Annotated in this window: 16 protein-coding genes; 5 read left to right on the forward strand and 11 right to left on the reverse strand. The window is 70.5% G+C overall.

Translation table 11 applies throughout. The features are described from left to right. Positions 1-20 precede the first annotated feature (20 nt). The gene (locus ABZ624_RS36705; RefSeq protein ID WP_360098933.1) at positions 21-2,231 is read left to right on the forward strand and encodes a fructose-specific PTS transporter subunit EIIC; all 2,211 of its coding nucleotides are present in this window, start codon (positions 21-23) and stop codon (positions 2,229-2,231) included. A gap of 123 nt (positions 2,232-2,354) precedes the next feature. Continuing rightward, positions 2,355-2,606, forward strand: coding sequence for a hypothetical protein (locus tag ABZ624_RS36710; protein ID WP_360098935.1), 252 nt, complete (start codon positions 2,355-2,357; stop codon positions 2,604-2,606). A 32-nt stretch (positions 2,607-2,638) separates the two neighbouring features. On the opposite strand, the gene ABZ624_RS36715 is transcribed toward ABZ624_RS36710, so the two are convergent. The 4 genes from ABZ624_RS36715 to ABZ624_RS36730 form a co-directional block, all read right to left on the reverse strand. Then, on the reverse strand, positions 2,639-3,385 hold the full coding sequence (locus tag ABZ624_RS36715; RefSeq protein ID WP_360098937.1) for a DUF6227 family protein: 747 nt from the start codon (positions 3,383-3,385) through the stop codon (positions 2,639-2,641). A gap of 157 nt (positions 3,386-3,542) precedes the next feature. Then, entirely contained in the window at positions 3,543-4,706 is a 1,164-nt protein-coding gene (locus tag ABZ624_RS36720; RefSeq protein WP_360098963.1) for an Ig-like domain-containing protein, read from the reverse strand. 207 nt (positions 4,707-4,913) lie between these two features. Next, positions 4,914-5,948, reverse strand: a complete 1,035-nt coding sequence (locus ABZ624_RS36725; protein WP_360098939.1) for a P1 family peptidase — start codon at positions 5,946-5,948, stop codon at positions 4,914-4,916. A gap of 40 nt (positions 5,949-5,988) precedes the next feature. Continuing rightward, positions 5,989-7,227: a low temperature requirement protein A gene (locus tag ABZ624_RS36730; RefSeq protein WP_360098941.1), complete on the reverse strand. Its 1,239-nt coding sequence runs from the start codon at positions 7,225-7,227 to the stop codon at positions 5,989-5,991. 135 nt (positions 7,228-7,362) lie between these two features. On the opposite strand from ABZ624_RS36730, the gene ABZ624_RS36735 reads away from it, so the two are divergent. Beyond that, complete coding sequence (locus tag ABZ624_RS36735; RefSeq protein WP_360098943.1) at positions 7,363-7,539, forward strand: hypothetical protein; 177 nt, start codon at positions 7,363-7,365, stop codon at positions 7,537-7,539. A gap of 19 nt (positions 7,540-7,558) precedes the next feature. On the opposite strand, the gene mscL is transcribed toward ABZ624_RS36735, so the two are convergent. The 6 genes from mscL to ABZ624_RS36765 all read right to left on the reverse strand — a co-directional run bounded on the left by mscL (position 7,559) and on the right by ABZ624_RS36765 (position 13,282). Next, complete coding sequence (gene mscL / locus ABZ624_RS36740; RefSeq protein ID WP_360098945.1) at positions 7,559-8,017, reverse strand: large conductance mechanosensitive channel protein MscL; 459 nt, start codon at positions 8,015-8,017, stop codon at positions 7,559-7,561. Between the two features lie 138 nt (positions 8,018-8,155). After that, positions 8,156-8,746 (reverse strand): hypothetical protein, encoded by a 591-nt coding sequence (locus ABZ624_RS36745; RefSeq protein WP_360098947.1) that lies wholly within the window; start codon positions 8,744-8,746, stop codon positions 8,156-8,158. A 146-nt stretch (positions 8,747-8,892) separates the two neighbouring features. Next, positions 8,893-9,726: an S-methyl-5'-thioadenosine phosphorylase gene (locus ABZ624_RS36750; RefSeq protein WP_360098949.1), complete on the reverse strand. Its 834-nt coding sequence runs from the start codon at positions 9,724-9,726 to the stop codon at positions 8,893-8,895. Between the two features lie 100 nt (positions 9,727-9,826). Beyond that, complete coding sequence (locus ABZ624_RS36755; protein WP_360098951.1) at positions 9,827-10,135, reverse strand: FmdB family zinc ribbon protein; 309 nt, start codon at positions 10,133-10,135, stop codon at positions 9,827-9,829. Positions 10,136-10,202: 67 nt separating this feature from the next. Continuing rightward, positions 10,203-11,501, reverse strand: coding sequence for an MFS transporter (locus ABZ624_RS36760; protein ID WP_360098953.1), 1,299 nt, complete (start codon positions 11,499-11,501; stop codon positions 10,203-10,205). 275 nt (positions 11,502-11,776) lie between these two features. Next, complete coding sequence (locus tag ABZ624_RS36765; RefSeq protein ID WP_360098965.1) at positions 11,777-13,282, reverse strand: potassium/proton antiporter; 1,506 nt, start codon at positions 13,280-13,282, stop codon at positions 11,777-11,779. 212 nt (positions 13,283-13,494) lie between these two features. Here ABZ624_RS36765 and ABZ624_RS36770 point away from each other — a divergent pair, with 212 nt between their 5' ends. Continuing rightward, positions 13,495-16,329, forward strand: a complete 2,835-nt coding sequence (locus tag ABZ624_RS36770; RefSeq protein WP_360098955.1) for a penicillin acylase family protein — start codon at positions 13,495-13,497, stop codon at positions 16,327-16,329. Between the two features lie 68 nt (positions 16,330-16,397). On the opposite strand, the gene ABZ624_RS36775 is transcribed toward ABZ624_RS36770, so the two are convergent. Beyond that, positions 16,398-16,979: a 5-formyltetrahydrofolate cyclo-ligase gene (locus tag ABZ624_RS36775; RefSeq protein ID WP_360098967.1), complete on the reverse strand. Its 582-nt coding sequence runs from the start codon at positions 16,977-16,979 to the stop codon at positions 16,398-16,400. A gap of 132 nt (positions 16,980-17,111) precedes the next feature. Between ABZ624_RS36775 and ABZ624_RS36780 the strand changes: the two genes are divergently transcribed. Then, on the forward strand, positions 17,112-17,254 hold a 143-nt coding region (locus tag ABZ624_RS36780), incomplete at its 3' end, for a sugar phosphate nucleotidyltransferase (protein ID WP_356862805.1).

Genomic DNA, 17,254 nt, shown 5'->3' on the forward strand with positions numbered 1-17,254 from the left:
CGCGTGCATAGGAGCCCGCGATGAGCGACATGATCACGGCGGACCTGGTCGACCTCGACCTGTCCGCCGACACCAAGGAAGCGGCGGCGCGCGCCCTCGCCGACCGCATGGTGGCCCAGGGCCGGGTGACCGACCTGGAGGGCTTCCTCGCCGACGTGGCCGCCCGCGAGGCCCAGATGCCGACCGGCCTCGACGGCGGCATCGGCATCCCGCACTGCCGCAGCGCCCACGTCACCGAGCCGACCCTCGCCTTCGGCCGCAGCGCCGCCGGCATCGACTTCGGCGCTGCGGACGGTCCGGCCGACCTGATCTTCCTGATCGCCGCACCGGCCGGCGCCGACGACGCCCACCTCACGATCCTCTCCTCGCTGGCCCGCCAGCTGATGAACGCCGACTTCACCTCGGCGCTGCGCGCGGCGTCCGACGCGGAGACGGCGGCGGCACTGGTCCGCGGGGACGAGGCACCGCGTACGGCGCAGGCGCCGGGAGTGTCCTCGGGCGAGGGCGCCGAGGACGACGCGAGCGCCGGGGGCGTGGACTCGGGCGCGGGCGCGAATGCCGCGGCAGGCGCTGCTCAGGGCGCCGCGAGCGCCTCCGAAGACACCGCTGCGGCGCCGGTGGCGGCCTCCGCCGGCGCCGCAGCGGGTACCACGGCCCCGGCGCCGGGTGTGACCGACGAGCACGGATCCACCCCGGCGCCGGGCGCCACCGCCTCCGGCGAGCGCCCCTTCCGCATCGTCGCCGTCACCTCCTGCCCGACCGGCATCGCGCACACGTACATGGCGGCCGAGTCCCTGGAGAACGCAGGTCGCGAGGCAGGCGTCGAACTCGTCGTCGAGACGCAGGGTTCGGCCGGTTTCACCCGGCTGGATCCGGCGGTGATCGCGGCGGCGGACGGCGTGATCTTCGCGCACGACGTCCCCGTACGCGACAAGGACCGCTTCGCCGGCAAGCCGACCGTCGACGTCGGAGTGAAGGCAGGCATCAACAGGCCCGCCGAACTCATCACGGGCGTACGCGAGAAGGCGGCGCGCGGCGAGACGAGCGCGCCGGCGCCCGCGTCGGGCAGCACGCCGGTCGAGCGCGCCGGCGACTCCACCGAGGGATACGGCACCAAGCTCCGCAAGTGGCTGATGAGCGGCGTGAGCTACATGGTCCCGTTCGTCGCCGCGGGCGGCCTCCTCATCGCCCTGGGCTTCGCGATCGGCGGGTGGCAGGTCAACAAGGCACCGTCGGTCATGGACCACTTCGTATGGACGCAGACCGGCAGCTGGGGCGCCCTGCTGTTCCAGATCGGCGGCGTGGCCTTCGGCTTCCTCGTCCCGGTCCTGGCCGGCTACATCGCCTACGGCATGGCCGACCGGCCCGGTCTCGTCCCCGGCTTCGTGGGCGGCGCGATCTCACTGACCATCAACGCGGGCTTCCTCGGCGGCCTGGCGGCCGGTCTGATCGCCGGTGGCGTGGTGCTGGGGATCCAGAAGGTGCGAATCCCCCCGGCACTGCGCGGCATCATGCCGGTGGTGGTGATCCCGCTGATCTCCTCGGCGATCGTCGGATTCCTGATGTTCGTCGTGATCGGCAAGCCCATCGCCACCGCCCAGAAGGGCCTCACCGACTGGCTGAACGGCCTCACCGGCGCCAACGCCATCCTGCTGGGCGCCCTGCTGGGCCTGATGATGGCGTTCGACCTGGGCGGCCCGGTCAACAAGGTCGCCTACACCTTCGCCACCGCCGGTATCGCGGTCTCGAACCCCAGCGACTCCGCGATGAAGATCATGGCAGCGGTGATGGCGGCCGGCATGGTCCCGCCGCTGGCGATGGCCCTGGCCACCACCGTACGCGGCAAGCTGTTCACACGGACCGAGCGTGAGAACGGCAAGGCCGCCTGGGTCCTGGGCCTCTCCTTCATCTCCGAGGGCGCGATCCCGTTCGCCGCGGCGGACCCGCTGCGGGTCATCCCGTCCGCCATGGTGGGCGGCGCGCTCACCGGCGCCCTGTCGATGGCCTTCGGCGCCACCCTGCGCGCCCCGCACGGCGGCATCTTCGTGGTCCCGCTGATCGGCAACCCGCTCCTGTACCTCGTCGCCATCGCGGCCGGTGTCTGCGCCACCACCGCCCTGGTCGTCCTCCTCAAGGGCATGCGCAAGCCGGCCCCGGAGGCCACGGCCACCGGCCCCGCCGCCGACGGGGCCGGCACACCGAAGGAGACCAAGCAGCCCGTGGCGGCCTGACCACCGCACCCACCCCCGCCACCACGCCTTGTCCCTTTAGTTCGCTGTGAGTTGTTCACGGCACCTGCGAGATACGTCACGGTCCGGGATCAAAGTCCCGGACCGTGGTGTGTACTGGGACGCATGCCTGAGCACGTCCCGAGTCTCCAGCTGGCCGGCACGGCCGTCCTCACCCTGGCCGGTGTGGTCTGGGCGATCAGCGTCCTGCGCCTGCTGCGTCGCTTCCGAGCGGAGGCCGTCCGAGAGCTCCCGGCTGCCCGCCTTCCGGTCCTCCCGTCCCAGCGAAAGTCCGGACCCCCATGGGAGTCGGTGGAGCTGACCCCGGCGGAACGGGACGCCTTCGCCGGGCTGGTACGGCAACTCGGCGATCACTGACCGACAAGGGACCCGCGCCACCGACCCGCGTGCTACCCCTGCCGCGCCGCGCGCCGCTCCATGGCGTCCCGGGCCGCGTCCTCCGACATGTACACCTCGCACATGTGCCGCCCGTCGGGCGTCGCCGTGTGCTCGACCTCCCACAGGGAGATCTCGCTGTCGTCCGGCAGCAGGAACGCGTGCTCGTACAGCGCGTAGCTCAGCCCCGCGCGTCCGGCGCGCCCCGGGCGCCCGAACGCCTGCGTGATCTCGTGCGCGGTCGCCGTCGCCAGCAGCGCCGCCGTCTCCGCACCGGGACGGTCCGGGTTCTCCGCACGGCGCAGGAGCCGGCGCGCGTGGTCCGCCGAGTCATCGGAGTCGAACACATGCCGTGGCTCGGGAATCGCCCACAGCGGCATCAGCGCGGGCAGCTCGAACTCCGCTGTCTCCGGGGGCATACCGAGCCGCGAGGTGGCCGCCTGCAGCTCCTCCTCGTCGACGTACACCTCATGCTCCGGGGGGCCACCCGGCGTGGGGTTGTGCACGAGCTCCCACAGGGTGACCGCGGAGCCGTCGGCGAGAAGCCAGGTGTGCCGGTACGTCTCCCGGTGCAGCCCCGCGCTGTGGTACGCGGAGTGCAGCGAACTGTCGTGGACCAGCGCGCAGTCGAGCTGCCGTATCACCTCGTCGGGCAGCTCGAAGGAGTTCAGGGCACGGCCGAGGAGTCGCGCGAGGTGCTCCTCCGGAGACTCGGGCGACTCGGCTGGTTCGTACGCTGCTGTCTCGTACGGAACGCTCAAGGTTTCTCCCGGCGTTGCTGCATGTCACCTTGTGGGTGCATACGGTAGCCCCTCGGTCGGACATCATGTCCGGGAACCGAGAAAACGTACGCCGGGAAAACGCGCGGGCCGCGCGAAAAGTTCCCGCGCGGCCTCACGTGGCGTCAAAAAGTACAGCTCAGGCGGAGCTTCCCGCGGTCCAGGCGCTCCACGACATGTTCCAGCCGTTGAGCCCGTTGTCGGGGGCGACGGTTGTGTCGGGGGAGTTCTTCACGATCACGACGTCCCCGACGAGCGAGTTGTCGAAGAACCACTTGGCGGACGTGGCGCCCTGCGCGCCCTGCACGTCCGCGAGCCCGATGCAGCCGTGGCTGGTGCCCTCCCGGCCGAAGGGCGGGTTGCCCTTGCTGTACCAGTAGTTGCCGTGGATGAACGTCCCCGACGACGTCAGCCGCATTGCGTGCGGCACGTCCGGGATGTCGTACTCGCCGCCGAAGCCGACCGTCGAGCCGTTCATACGCGTCTGCACGAACTTCTCGGCGATCACCATCTGCCCGTTGTACGTGGTGTGCTGCGCACTGCCCGCCGAGATCGGCACCGTCTTGATCGTCTTGCCGTCCCGTACCACGGTCATCGTCTGCGTGTTGACGTCGACCGTGGAGACCTGCGACCGCCCGACGGTGAAGGAGACGGTCTTCTTCTGCACCCCGTAGACGCCCTTCGCGCCCTCGACCCCGTCCAGGTCGATGTTCATCGTGACCTTGGATCCGGCCTTCCAGTACTCCTGAGGCCGGAAGTCCAGCCGCCGGTCCCCGAACCAGTGCCCGACCACCTGCTGACCACTGCTGGAGTTGACCGAGATGCGCGACTGCACCGCTTTCTTGTCGGTGATCGACTTGTCGAAGGTGAACGACACCGGCATACCCGCTCCGACCGTGCTGCCGTCGTCCGGCGCGTAGGTGCCGATGAAGCTGTTCGCCGACGTGACCGTGGTGAAGATGGAGTTGGCCGCAGCGGTACGCCCGTCGGCGTCCTTCGCCGTCGCGCCTATCTCGTACTTCGTCCCCCGCTCCAGCCGCTGCTTCGGCTTCCAGGTGCTGCCGTCCGCCGATACCGCCCCGGCCACGGTCTGCCCCGTCCCCGCCACGGTCATCTTCACGTCGGTCAGCTTGCCGCCGCTGACCTTCACCCCGGTCGCGTTGATGGACGCACCGGTCGAACCGTCCTTGGCCGAGATCACGATCTTCGCCGTCGACGTCCTGGGGGAGTCCTTGCCGCCCTTGCCGTCGCTGGTCGCGTTGGCGCTGCCACCGCAAGCGGTCAGGGTGAGGGCGCCGACCATCATGGCGGCACAGGCCCCCAGCGCGCGCCGCGCTGCAATGTCCGGCGTTGTCACGGGCTGCTCCAGGTTCATGTGATGTGCGTGATCCGTTCCAGTGCGTGAAGAAAGAGCGCACCGGCGCCCGGGAAGGTTCCCTCCAACCCCCGTAAACGCCATCACGTGACAGAACCGCGACAATTCAAGCCCGACGCACGGGCCAACACCCCTTCACCACCCCTGTCGCGCCCCGTACAACTCCCCGTACGACGGCCACCTTCCGCCCGGCCCGACGACCGACTCGGCGGCGCGCACACCCCGCACGATCGCGCGCGTCACGACATCCGCGCCGGCGGCGAGGATGCCATTGAGCTCCAACGGGTGCTCGGACAGCGAACGCGCGCCGGTCGCCAGCGCGAACACCGTGTCCCCGTCGTTCATGAGGTGCACCGGCCGTACAGCGCGCGCAATCCCGTCGTGCGCCGTCCCCGCCAGCTTCTGCGCCTGCGCCTTGGAGAGGCCGGCGTCGGTTGCGACCACGGCCAGTGTCGTGTTGAGCGGAGGCGGCGCGTTCTCCGCGGCGGTCTCGGCGAGGCGCCGGCGCACGTCCTCGTGCACGCGCCCTTCCGGATACTCCACCCGCCCCTGAAGCAACTCCCCGTACAGCGCCCCCGTCTCGGGCTCGATCACCGACCCCGCAGCATTCACCACCACCAGCGCGGCCACGGTGATCCCCGAGTCGAGCACCGCGCTCGCGGTACCCACCCCGCCCTTGATCCGCCCCGCCACGGCGCCCGTGCCCGCCCCGACGCACCCCTCCGCCACCCGGGCGCCCGGCGCGCTCCCCGCGGCGGCCTCCACCGCCGCACGCCCCGTGGCCGCGTCCGGCCGCGCGCGGAAGTTCCCGCCGCGCCCCAGGTCGAAGACACACGCGGCCGGCACGACCGGCACGACGTGCGCCGGGTCCGCCCCCACCCGCACCCCGCGCCCCTGCTCCTCCAGCCAGGCCATCACGCCGGACGCCGCGTCGAGCCCGTACGCGCTGCCGCCGGTCAGCACGACCGCATCGACCCGCTGCACCACATTGCGCGGGTCGAGCGCGTCGGTCTCCCTGGTACCGGGACCACCGCCGCGCACGTCCACGGCGACGACCGCGCCGCCCTCCGGAGCGAGGACGACCGTGGTGCCGGTGAGCCAGCCGTCCCCGCTGCGGGTCGCGTGGCCCACCCGCACCCCGGCCACGTCGGTGATTGCGTCAACTGTCATGAAGGCCAGTCTGGCCTGCCGCGGCACCTGGCAGGAGGGCTCAGCCTGCCGGAGCGGTGGCGTTCGCCGCACGCTCCCGATGGACCATGCGCGCCGTCAGCGTCACTCCGGTCGCCACCGCGGCCGAGGTCACGAGCCCCGCCGCGAGCACCGCCCAGCCGCCCAGGAAGGTGCAGCAGATCACCAGCAGCGCCGTGACCGGCAGTACCAGCTGCTGGGCGATGCCGACCTTGAAGTGCCTCGAGTGGAGCGCCCAGACGGTCAGCAGATACAGCGCCGTGGGCAGCGTGACGGCGGCCTGCGCGGACAGGGTGGAGAGGGGAGCCTTGCCGACCGCGTGTTCCACGGCCACCTCCAGGCCCGCGCCGATCGCCGCGGCCGAGGCGAAGATCAGGTAGTGCCCGTAACCCCACAGGAACGCCTGCTTGTTGGAGCGCAGGTGGCCGTGGATGGGCACCACGAAGTAGATCCACCATGCCGAGAAGACGATCAGGAGCCCGCCCGCAGCGATCGGCAGCAACTCGCCCAGCGCGTCGTGCTCGTCCACGGCCGACTTCACGGCGACGGTTGCCGCGGAGATCGTCTCGCCGAGCACGATGATGGTGAACAGACCGTACCGTTCGGCGATGTGGTGCGGGTGCCAGGAGGTCCCGTAGCCCTTCTCGGCGAACAGCGGGACGCACATCTCCGCGACCGCCATCACGAGGAACACCCAGGGCCGCGCGGGTCCGGGCAGCAGCACCAGTCCGAGCCAGCCGACCAGACACAGCAGCACACCGCATGCGTACCGCAACGCCATGGCTCTCTCCGCGTCCTCAGCCGATCTCGCGGCTCTCAGCCATTGCGTGGCCATCGCCAGCCGCATGATCACGTAGCCGAGCCAGACCACCAGGTAGTCGTGATGCTGGAAGGCCCGGGAGATGCCGGCCGCCAGCACCAGGACGCCGGCGATCTGCACCAGGGTGACGACCCGGTAGAGCGCGTCGTCGTTGTCGTACGCCGAGGCGAACCAGGTGAAGTTCATCCAGGCCCACCAGACGGCGAAGAACTGCATGGCGTAGTTGAGGATTCCACCGCCCGCCTGCCCTTCGGCGACGGCGTGCACCAACTGGACACCCGCCTGCGCGATCGCCACGACGAAGCACAGGTCGAAGAAGAGCTCCAGTGGTGAGGAGACCCGGTGCGCCTCGTCGCGCCCGCGCGCGGTGAGCCGTCGCAGCGGCCCGGAGGACTGGGGGGCGCCCGAGGGGGCGGGCGCCGGAGCGGAACTCGACGTCATGCCTCTCAGCACAGCAGAAAAGCAGCCGGAAGGCCTTGTAAAGGCACCGGCAGGCAGTGAACGCATTCACAAGCGGCTCCCGCCGGGGGCGCCGGACGTGCGCGGGCGCGTGGACCGGGACCGTACCCTTGAGGCATGCGCACCGCCCCCGAATCCGAGCCCCGCGACCCGAAGCCCGCGCTGATCTTCGACGACCCGCTGGACCGGCAGTCCTCGGACGACACCGATCGCGGCTGGGGCGAGCGCACGGACGGCGACAGCGCCGCCGACCTGAAGCGCTTCCTCGACGAGAAGCCGCCCCACCACCTCTGAGCCGTCCGCAGCAGCGCGGCTAGCGTTCGACGTGCCCGGATCCACGCTGTGCGACCAGCGCGTCGCGGATCTCCTTGAGCACCTCCAGCTCGCTCACCTCGACGACCTCCTTCGTGCCCTCCCGCGCCGCCTTGCGGGCCGCCTGCCGGGCCAGGTACCTGGACATCGGCAGGACCATCAGGAAGTACACCACCGTCGCGGTGACCAGGAAGGTCAGCGTGGCACCGAGGACAGAGCCCCACATCAGCTGGATGCCGTGGGTCCCTTCGCACTTGGTGCTCAGGCACGAGCTGTAGTTGTCCAGGTTCTGCGTGCCGATCGCGCCGACCAGCGGGTTGATGATCCCCTTCACCACTGAGTTGACGATGTTCGAGAAGGCCGCGCCGATCACCACGGCCACGGCCAGGTCGACGACGTTGCCGCGCATGAGGAAGGCCTTGAAGCCCTGCCAGACGCTCGGTTCCTGCTTCGCACTCACCTAGGGGACTCTCCTCGCATGCACAGGGTGTGGAACGACACGCTCCGCAACCTACGGCACGGTGAGGCCCTCCTGTCCAGTGCGGGCGCTGGATCCAGCGGCTTGACAGCAGGCCGCCCAGGAACTGTCCGAGACGGTTCAGCACAGCGTCACCGCCAGGCGTGCCGTGGCGCTCGCGCCGACGAGCCGCGCCGCCGTGGTGCGCGGCACCGACAGCACGACCAGCGCCCCGCTCTCCGCCCCGCTCTCCAGGGGCTCGGGCACCATGGTCACCCGCACACCGCGCGCGAGCACCCGGGCGCCGCCCCCGGCCGACGGATCCTCGGCGGCGATGACGTCGACACGGTCGCCGGGGCGCAGGAGGCGGACCGTGGCCGCGTCGGCGATCCGCACCGGCGCGGTCACCACGTCCACCACCGCGTGCCGGCGCACGGGTTCCGTGACCCGGTGACCGCGGGCCTGTTCCACGCGGTGCGGTTCGGCCCCGCCGCGCGGCCCCGCGGCGACGAGCGCGGCCGCGGTCACCGCGAGACCGGCAGCGATGGCCCGCCTGCGGTGCCGCACGAGCCGCTGCAGCTGATACCGCCCGCCGCGCACGCGCACCGGAGGGAACTGCGGGATCTCACGGGTCGCCGGGGCGTCCGTGCCCGGCGGACGCGGGAGCCGGAGGGGAGGCGGGAAAGGGGGAGGGGGCGCGGACACATACGGGGACGACGAGGACCGGGGCATGGGAATCACCGCCTGCGACGAGGAATTCGGCTTGCGACGCCACGATGAGGCCTCGCGCCGAATCCCGCCGGAGCCGGTGGATCACACACGGGTTGTGGACAACTCGCCCACCCGAACGGGGAATTCCACTCGGGTGCTCGCGTGCCCTACGGCAGCTCGAAACCAGGATCCATTCCGCCGAGCGCGCTCACACACAGACAGTCCCGTGCCGCGGTCTCCGGCAGGGCCGCCACCGCGTCGAACAGCACGCCGCGCAGCCGGTCCACGTTGGCCGCGAACACCCGAAGCACCTCCTCGTGCGAGACACCCTCGCCGGTCTCGGCGCCGGCGTCCAGGTCGGTGACCAGGGTCAGCGACGAGTAGCACAGCTCCAGTTCCCGGGCGAGCGCCGCTTCCGGGTGACCGGTCATGCCCACGACCGACCAGCCCTGTGCCTGGTGCCACAACGATTCGGCACGCGTGGAGAAGCGCGGCCCCTCGACCACGACCAGCGTGCCGCCGTCCACCGGCTCCCAGTCCCGCCCCCGGGCGGCCTTCAGGGCGACAGCCCGTCCGGTGGGGCAGTAGGGATCGGCCATGGACACGTGCACGACGTTCGGCACGGTGCCGTCGGGCAGCGGCAACCCGTCGAAGTACGTCTGTATCCGGGACTTCGTACGGTCCACGAACTGGTCCGGCACGAGCAGGGTGCCGGGGCCGTACTCCGGCTGCAGTCCGCCCACCGCGCAGGGGCCGAGAACCTGACGTACGCCGACGGAGCGCAGCGCCCAGAGGTTGGCGCGGTAGTTGATGCGATGCGGCGGCAGATGGTGGCCGCGGCCGTGCCGGGGCAGGAAGGCGACCCGCCGACCGGCGATCTCGCCGAGGAAGAGGGAGTCACTGGGCGGCCCGTAGGGGGTGTCCACCTGGACCTCGGTCACGTCGTCGAGGAACGAGTAGAAGCCCGAGCCGCCGATTACGCCGATCTCTGCGTTCGCCATGACCAGCACACTAGCGGGCGGCGGAACCGCGGGGGATCCGGTGCCGGCGAGCGCCGAAGACCCTGCCGTCGTATCGAGGGCAGGGTCCGGGGAAAAGAGGTCAGGCGGCCGAGCTGCTGGCGGAGCCGGCCGAGGACGACGTCGAGGACGATGCCGTGGACGACTTCGAGTCGGACGAAGACGTGCTGGACGAGCTCGACGACGTCGACGCCGGGCTGCTGCTGGACGTGGAGCCGCGGGAGTCGTTGCGGTAGAAGCCGGAGCCCTTGAAGACGATGCCGACCGCGGAGAACACCTTCTTCAGGCGGCCACCGCAGTTGGGGCACTCGGTCAGGGCATCATCGGTGAACTTCTGCACCGCCTCAAGGCCCTCGCCGCACTCGGTGCACTGGTACTGGTAGGTCGGCACTGTCTTCCTCCTGGCACTCTCACTCGATGAGTGCTAACGACGGTCCATAGTGACGTATTCCCGGGGATCAGTCCACCGTGACCGGCACGCGGTGACCGACGCCACGTGCGACGGTCCGGTTCTGCTGCCGCGCGACCAGCCGTGATCGCAGCGCCAGCAGGGTCACCAGCGCGAGCACGGTGCCTGCCATCGGCACGAGGAACCCCGCACCGTCCCACAGCCGGTCCTCCAGCTGCCCGGCGACCGTGACGGCGGCCGCCTGGCCGAGTGCGACCGCGCCGGTCAGCCACGTGAAGGCCTCTGTGCGGGCGCCGGCCGGGACCAGGCCCTCGACCAGCGTGTAGCCGGTGATCAGCGCCGGCGCGATGCACATGCCGACCAGCAGGCCGAGCCCGGCGAGCAGCAGCACCGAGTGCGCCGTCCACAGGGCGGACGCGACGATCGCGAGCGCCGTGTAGCCGACGACCAGGCGCCGCTGGGGGGCGACCTTCCAGGCGACCGCGCCGCACACGATGCCGGACAGCATGTTTCCGGCGGCGAAGACGCCGTACAGGACACCGTTCAGGCCGGGCTCGCCGATCGACTCGGTGAACGCCGCCAGCGACACCTGCATGCCGCCGAAGACGGACCCGATGCCGAGGAAGGTCACGACCAGGACGCGCACACCGGGCACGCGCAGGGCGGAGCCGTGCTCCACGCGCGCGTGTCCGCTCTCACCGCTCACCGGCGGCTGCGTGCCCTTCTGCGCGGCGAACAGCAGCCCGCCGACGAGGGTCAGCGCGCCCTCCGTGAACAGGCCCGCGGCCGGCGCCACGGTGGTGCACAGCGCGGTCGCCAGCAGCGGACCGAAGACGAAGGTCAGCTCGTCCGTGACCGACTCGAACGCCGCCGCGGTGGTCATCAGGGGCGAGCCCTGCAGCTTCACGCCCCAGCGCGCACGCACCATGGGGCCGACCTGCGGTACCGAGGCGCCCGTCGGGACGGCCGCCAGAAACAGCGCCCACAGGGGCGCGTGCGCCAGCGCGAGCGCCGTCAGGGACAGGCCCGCCAGCGTGTGCACGAGGACGCCGGGGACCAGCACGGCGCGCTGGCCGCAGCGGTCGGCGAGGCGACCGCTGTACGGCGCGAACAGCGCCATCGAGACACCGGTGACGGCCGCGGTGGCGCCTGCGGCGCCGTACGAGCCGGTGGTGTGCTGCACCAGCAGCACGATGGAGAGGGTGAGCATCGCGAACGGCTGGCGCGCCGCGAAACCGGGGAGCAGGAAGGTCCAGGCGCCGCGGGTGCGCAGCAACTGACCGTATCCGGGGCGGGACGAGGCCGGCGAGGTCTTCTCCGGTTCGGTGGTGGTGACCGTGGATCCCACGGCCGTGCCTTTCTGCCGCCTGGTAGCGCGGGCCGTGTGGGCCCGGGCGCCGAGAGCTGTCCTCTTGCGCGGACTGCGGTAGATACCGGCGCCCACTGCGGGTGGGGGGACCCGGCCGCCATACGGTCGCGCCAGCTCTGCGTCAGGCAGAGTTGGTTCGATTCAGGGTGCGCCTTCATGCTACAGGGATCAGCGCCGCCCCCGGCTGTGAAAACGAGCACCACGGTCGGGGCCACCTGGGAATTCATGGGGCGTGAACCGTCCGAAACGCGCCCTTAACGCAAGCTGCCCGCTCCGTTCGTGCCCAGCCAGCCCGCCAGCTTGCCTCCGTGGGCGACCGCGCGCAGGCGTCGCTCCGCCGCGTCGCGCACCGGGTCGGTGGCGACGACGAGCAACTCGTCGCCCCGGCGCAGCACGGTCGTGGGCAGCGGAACGAACGATTCTTCTTCGCGCACGACGAGCGTGACGGCGGCCCCCGGCGGCAGGCGCAGCTCGCTGACCTCGACACCGTGCATCCGGGAGCCCTCCGGGATCGAGACGGACAGCAGGTGCCCGCGCAGCCGCTCCAGGGGTGCCGACTCGATGCCCAGGTCGGAGGCCTCGCCCTGCTCCCCCAGGCGCAGTGTGCGCGCCAGCCATGGCAGAGTCGGCCCCTGGACGAGGGTGTACACCACGACCAGCACGAAGACGATGTTGAAGATGCGGCGGCTGCCCGTGACGCCGCTCACCATCGGGATCGTTGCCAGGATGATGGGCACGGCGCCGCGCAGTCCCGCCCACGACATGAGGGTCTGCTCCTGCCACGGCACGCGGAACGGCGCCAGGCTGAGCACCACGCTCAGCGGACGGGCCACCATGGTCAGGGCGAGCCCGATGACGAGGGCGGGCCAGACGTCGTCGCCCAGCTCGTGCGGGGTGACCAGCAGACCGAGTACGACGAACATGCCGATCTGCGCGATCCAGCCGAGCCCCTCGGCGAAGCCGCGCGTCGCGGGCCAGTGGGGCAGCTTGGCGTTGCCGAGCACCATCGAGGCCAGGTAGACGGCCAGGAAGCCGCTGCCGTGCGCCAGGGCGCCGGCGGCGTACGCGGTGACCGCGATGGCCATCACGGCGATCGGATAGAGGCCCGAGGCGGGCAGGGCCACGTGCTTGAGCCCCCAGGAGCCGAACCAGCCCACGGCGAGCCCCAGGGCGGCGCCGATCGCCAGTTCCAGGGCTATCTCCCCCAGCAGGACGTACCAGTGCTCGACCGGACCGGCCGTGCAGAAGGCGACGACCAGGATGACCACCGGGGCGTCGTTGAAGCCGGACTCCGCCTCCAGCGTGCCCGTCACGCGCGCGGGGAGGGGAACTCTGCGCAGCACCGAGAAGACCGCCGCCGCGTCCGTCGACGACACCACCGCGCCGATGATGAGCGCCTGCCGCCACTCCAGCCCGACCAGATAGTGCGCGCCCGCCGCGGTGACCCCCACGCTGACGGCGACACCGGCGGTCGCCAGGACGGAGGCGGACGACAGGACCGGCCTGATCGCCTTCCACTTCGTGCCGAGACCGCCCTCGGCGAGGATCACGACCAGGGCCGCGTACCCCATGACCTGGGTCAGCGCGGCGCTGTTGAAGTGGATCTCGCCGATCCCGTCCTGGCCCATGAGGACGCCGATCGCCAGGTAGACGAGCAGGCTGGGGAGCCCGCTGCGGGAGGAGATCCGCACGGCCGCTACGGCGACGAGCAGGACCAAGGAGCAGACGAGCAGGAGCTGGTTGAGGTGGTGAACAGTCAGCGGCGGTTCCTCCCCTAGATCTCAGGTTACTTCGTTACCTTACCTAACTCTTGACGCTTTCTTGACGCTCGACGGGGCAAGATCGAACGCTCGTGCGCGCTGGTTCCCGACTCCGCGTCCAGGGGGACAGAGCCCTGCGCCTATGGTTGCTCCAGCGCTCATTCAAAGTCACAGCCCGACCTGCCGCTCGCGTTAGGACAGCAAGGACAGCGATGCCCCCCAACACCACCGCCACAACGGGTGACACCGCCACCACCGGTGCCGCGCCCGCCGAGTCCGGCAGGAAGAAGGGGCGCAAAGCCCGACTGATGGTGCTGGTCCTGGTACTGGCCATCATCGGAGGCATCGCCTACGGGGCGTACTGGTCGATCAGTACCGTCCGCGCCTCCTTCCCGCAGACCACGGGAACGATCACCCTCCAGGGCCTGTCCGGGCCGGTCGACGTCAAGCGGGACGGCAACGGCATCCCGCAGATCTACGCGTCCTCCGACGAGGACCTGTTCATGGCGCAGGGGTACGTCCAGGCGCAGGACCGGTTCTACGAGATGGACGTGCGCCGGCACATGACGTCCGGGCGCCTGTCGGAGATGTTCGGCAAGAGCCAGGTCAAGAACGACGAGTTCCTGCGCACGCTCGGCTGGGACCGCATCGCCAGGCAGGAGTACGACACCAAGCTGTCGGCCGCCACGAAGAAGAACCTCCAGGCGTACGCCAAGGGAGTCAACGCCTACCTCCAGGGCAAGAACGGCAAGGACATCTCCCTGGAGTACGCCGCCCTCGGCTTCACGAACGACTACAAGCCGGCGAACTGGACCCCGGTCGACTCCGTCTCCTGGCTGAAGGCGATGGCCTGGGACCTGCGCGGCAACATGCAGGACGAGATCGACCGCGCCCTGATGACCAGCCGGCTCGGCCCGCAGCAGATCCAGGACCTGTACCCGGAGTACCCCTACAGCCGCAACAAGCCGATCGTGCAGGAAGGCCAGTACAACGAGCTGACCAAGTCCTTCCAGCAGAGCGGCGCCACAGGCACCTCCCGGGGCACCGGCACGACGGGCACGCCCGGCACCACCCGCGGCGCTACAGGCGCCGCTGCGGGCACGACGGGCTCGGCGGGCTCTTCCACCCCGGGCACGACCGGATCGACGCTCAGGAGCCAGCTGGGGGGCCTCTACAAGGTCCTGGACGACGTTCCCACCGCCGTCGGTGTGAACGGCCAGGGCATCGGCTCGAACTCCTGGGTGGTGTCCGGGAAATACACGATCAACAAGAAGCCGCTGCTCGCCAACGACCCGCACCTGTCGGCGTCGCTGCCGTCCGTCTGGTACCAGATGGGCCTGCACTGCCGCAGCGTCTCCACCAAGTGCCAGTACGACGTGACCGGCTACACGTTTGCCGGGATGCCCGGTGTGATCATCGGCCACAACGCGGACATCGCCTGGGGCATGACCAACTCCGGGGTCGACGTGACCGACCTCTACCTGGAGAAGGTGAGCTCGAACGGCTACCTGTACGACGGCAAGGTCCGGCCGTTCAAGTCCCGCGAGGAGACCATCAAGGTCGCCGGCGGCGCCTCCAAGACGATCGTCGTGCGCCAGACGCAGGACGGGATGCCGCTGCTGTCCGACCGTGACGACGAACTCGTCGAGGTCGGCAAGAAGGCCACGGTCAACGCCGCCGCCCCCGACCGCGGCGACGGCTACGGCATCGCCCTGAGGTGGACGGCGCTCGACCCGGGCACCTCCATGGACGCCGTCTTCGCCCTCGACAAGGCGGCGGACTGGAGCGACTTCCGCCAGGCGGCCGCCCTGTTCGACGTGCCGTCGCAGAACCTCGTCTACGCCGACACCGACAACCACATCGGCTACACGCTGCCCGGCAAGATCCCCACGCGCTCCTCCGCCGACGACGGCTCCCTCCCGGCGCCGGGCTGGGACTCGAAGTACCGCTGGACCGGCTTCATCAAGAAGGACGAGCTTCCCTACGAGTTCGACCCCAAGCGCGGCTACATCGTCACCGCCAACCAGGCCGTGGTCGACAAGGACAAGTACCCGTACACCCTCACCACCGACTGGGGCTACGGCACCCGCAGCCAGCGCATCGCCGACCTCATCGAATCCAAGATCAAAAACGGGGGCCGGATCTCGACCGACGACATGCGGCAGATGCAGCTGGACAGCAGCAGCGAGATCGCCAAACTCCTGGTGCCGAAGCTGCTGAAGATCAACCTCGACGACAAGGACGTGCGCGACGCGCAGAAGCTGCTGGAGGGCTGGGACTACACCCAGGACGCCGACTCCGCGGCAGCCGCCTACTTCAACGCCGTGTGGCGCAACATCCTCAAGCTCTCCTTCGGCAACAAGCTCCCCAAGGAGCTCCGCGTCAAGGGACAGTGCCTGTGGGTCGACAAGATCGACAGCACCGGCCCGGTCGACGACGACGCCAAGGTACGCGAGTGCGGCGAGCGCGACGCCGACCAGGCGCAGCCGGACGGCGGCGACCGCTGGTTCGAGGTCGTGCGCACCCTGATGGAGAAGCCGGACAGCGACTGGTGGAAGACGCCCAAGTCGGGCACGCGTCCCGCGGCGAACACCATGGACCAGCTCTTCGCCCGCGCCATGATCGACGCCCGCTGGGAGCTGACCGCCAAGCTCGGCAAGGACATCGACACCTGGAGCTGGGGCCGGCTGCACCGCCTGTTCCTGAAGAACCAGACGCTCGGCACCGACGGCCCCGAGGCGCTGCAGTACATCCTCAACCGCGGCCCCTGGAAGCTCAGCGGCGGCGAGGCCACAGTGAACGCGACCGGCTGGAACGCCGCCGGCGGCTACAACGTCGTCTGGGTGCCGTCCATGCGGATGGTCGTCAACCTCGCCGACTTCGACAAGTCCAGGTGGATCAACCTGACCGGCGCCTCCGGGCACGCCTTCAGCGCCCACTACACGGACCAGACGAGTCTGTGGGCCAAGGGCGAGCTGCTGCCCTGGTCGTTCTCGGGCACGGCGGTCGACAAGAGCACGAGCGACACACTCGTCCTCGAGCCATGACACGGTGACGGCACGGAAACGGCCCTCCACACACGCGTGGAGGGCCGTTTCGCGTACCGGAGGTCCGCTCAGACGCCCGGGAAGCGGTGCACACCCGAGGGCGTCACCACGGCGTGCACCGGCTTGTCGTGCGCCTCCGCCGGGACGCGTGCGACCACCTCCGTGTCGTACAGAAGCACCACGAGCCGGGGGCGTGCGCCCGCGCGCTCCAGACGGGACAGCACGCGGTCGTACGACCCTCCGCCGCGCCCCAGGCGCATCCCGCGCGCGTCCACCGCGAGCCCGGGCAGCAGCACCACGTCCGCGGCCGTCACGGCGTCCGGACCGAGACGCGCGCCGGAGGGCTCGAAAAGCGCCATCTTCCCGCTGTGCCGGACCCGCGCGAGGGAGCCCGGGCCGGCGTATTCACCCCAGTCCAGGTCGTTGTCGGGCAGGAGCGCCGGGAGTAAGACCCGTACGCCCCGCGCGCGCAGCGCGTCCAGCAGCGCCGCCGTGCCGGGCTCGCTGCCCACGGAGACGTACGCCGCCACCGTGCGCGCACCCGCCAGCTCGGGCAGTTCCAGCGCGCGCTCGGCCAGCGCGCGGCCCGTCTCGTCGACGTCATCGCCCGTCAACCTGCTCCTCACCGACAGGAACTCCCGCCGCAACATCCGCTTGTCAGGCTCGCTCGCGCGTCCGTCGTGTTCCACAGCTCGTCCTTGCGCCCTTCCCATGCGGCATATAAAGGGTCAACCGGCCGGAGCCACAGATTCCCTGCAAAGGCACCGGATAAGGTTGCGGGCATGACTCAGTCGCACCCCAGGATCAGCAAGGCTGTCATCCCCGCGGCAGGCCTCGGTACCCGGTTCCTGCCGGCGACGAAGGCCACTCCCAAGGAGATGCTGCCGGTCGTGGACAAGCCGGCGATCCAGTACGTGGTCGAGGA

The sequence above is a fragment of the Streptomyces sp. NPDC007205 genome, assembly GCF_040634095.1.
Lineage (GTDB): Bacteria > Actinomycetota > Actinomycetes > Streptomycetales > Streptomycetaceae > Streptomyces.

Excerpts from the sequence above, each read along its gene's own strand:
- ABZ624_RS36705 (WP_360098933.1), top strand. The coding sequence starts at position 21 with ATGAGCGACATGATCACGGCGGACCTGGTCGACCTCGACCTGTCCGCC.
- ABZ624_RS36710 (WP_360098935.1), top strand. The coding sequence starts at position 2,355 with ATGCCTGAGCACGTCCCGAGTCTCCAGCTGGCCGGCACGGCCGTCCTC.
- ABZ624_RS36720 (WP_360098963.1), bottom strand. The coding sequence starts at position 4,706 with ATGGTCGGCGCCCTCACCCTGACCGCTTGCGGTGGCAGCGCCAACGCG.
- ABZ624_RS36725 (WP_360098939.1), bottom strand. The coding sequence starts at position 5,948 with ATGACAGTTGACGCAATCACCGACGTGGCCGGGGTGCGGGTGGGCCAC.
- ABZ624_RS36730 (WP_360098941.1), bottom strand. The coding sequence starts at position 7,227 with ATGACGTCGAGTTCCGCTCCGGCGCCCGCCCCCTCGGGCGCCCCCCAG.
- ABZ624_RS36735 (WP_360098943.1), top strand. The coding sequence starts at position 7,363 with ATGCGCACCGCCCCCGAATCCGAGCCCCGCGACCCGAAGCCCGCGCTG.
- ABZ624_RS36745 (WP_360098947.1), bottom strand. The coding sequence starts at position 8,746 with ATGCCCCGGTCCTCGTCGTCCCCGTATGTGTCCGCGCCCCCTCCCCCT.
- ABZ624_RS36750 (WP_360098949.1), bottom strand. The coding sequence starts at position 9,726 with ATGGCGAACGCAGAGATCGGCGTAATCGGCGGCTCGGGCTTCTACTCG.
- ABZ624_RS36770 (WP_360098955.1), top strand. The coding sequence starts at position 13,495 with ATGCCCCCCAACACCACCGCCACAACGGGTGACACCGCCACCACCGGT.
- ABZ624_RS36775 (WP_360098967.1), bottom strand. The coding sequence starts at position 16,979 with ATGTTGCGGCGGGAGTTCCTGTCGGTGAGGAGCAGGTTGACGGGCGAT.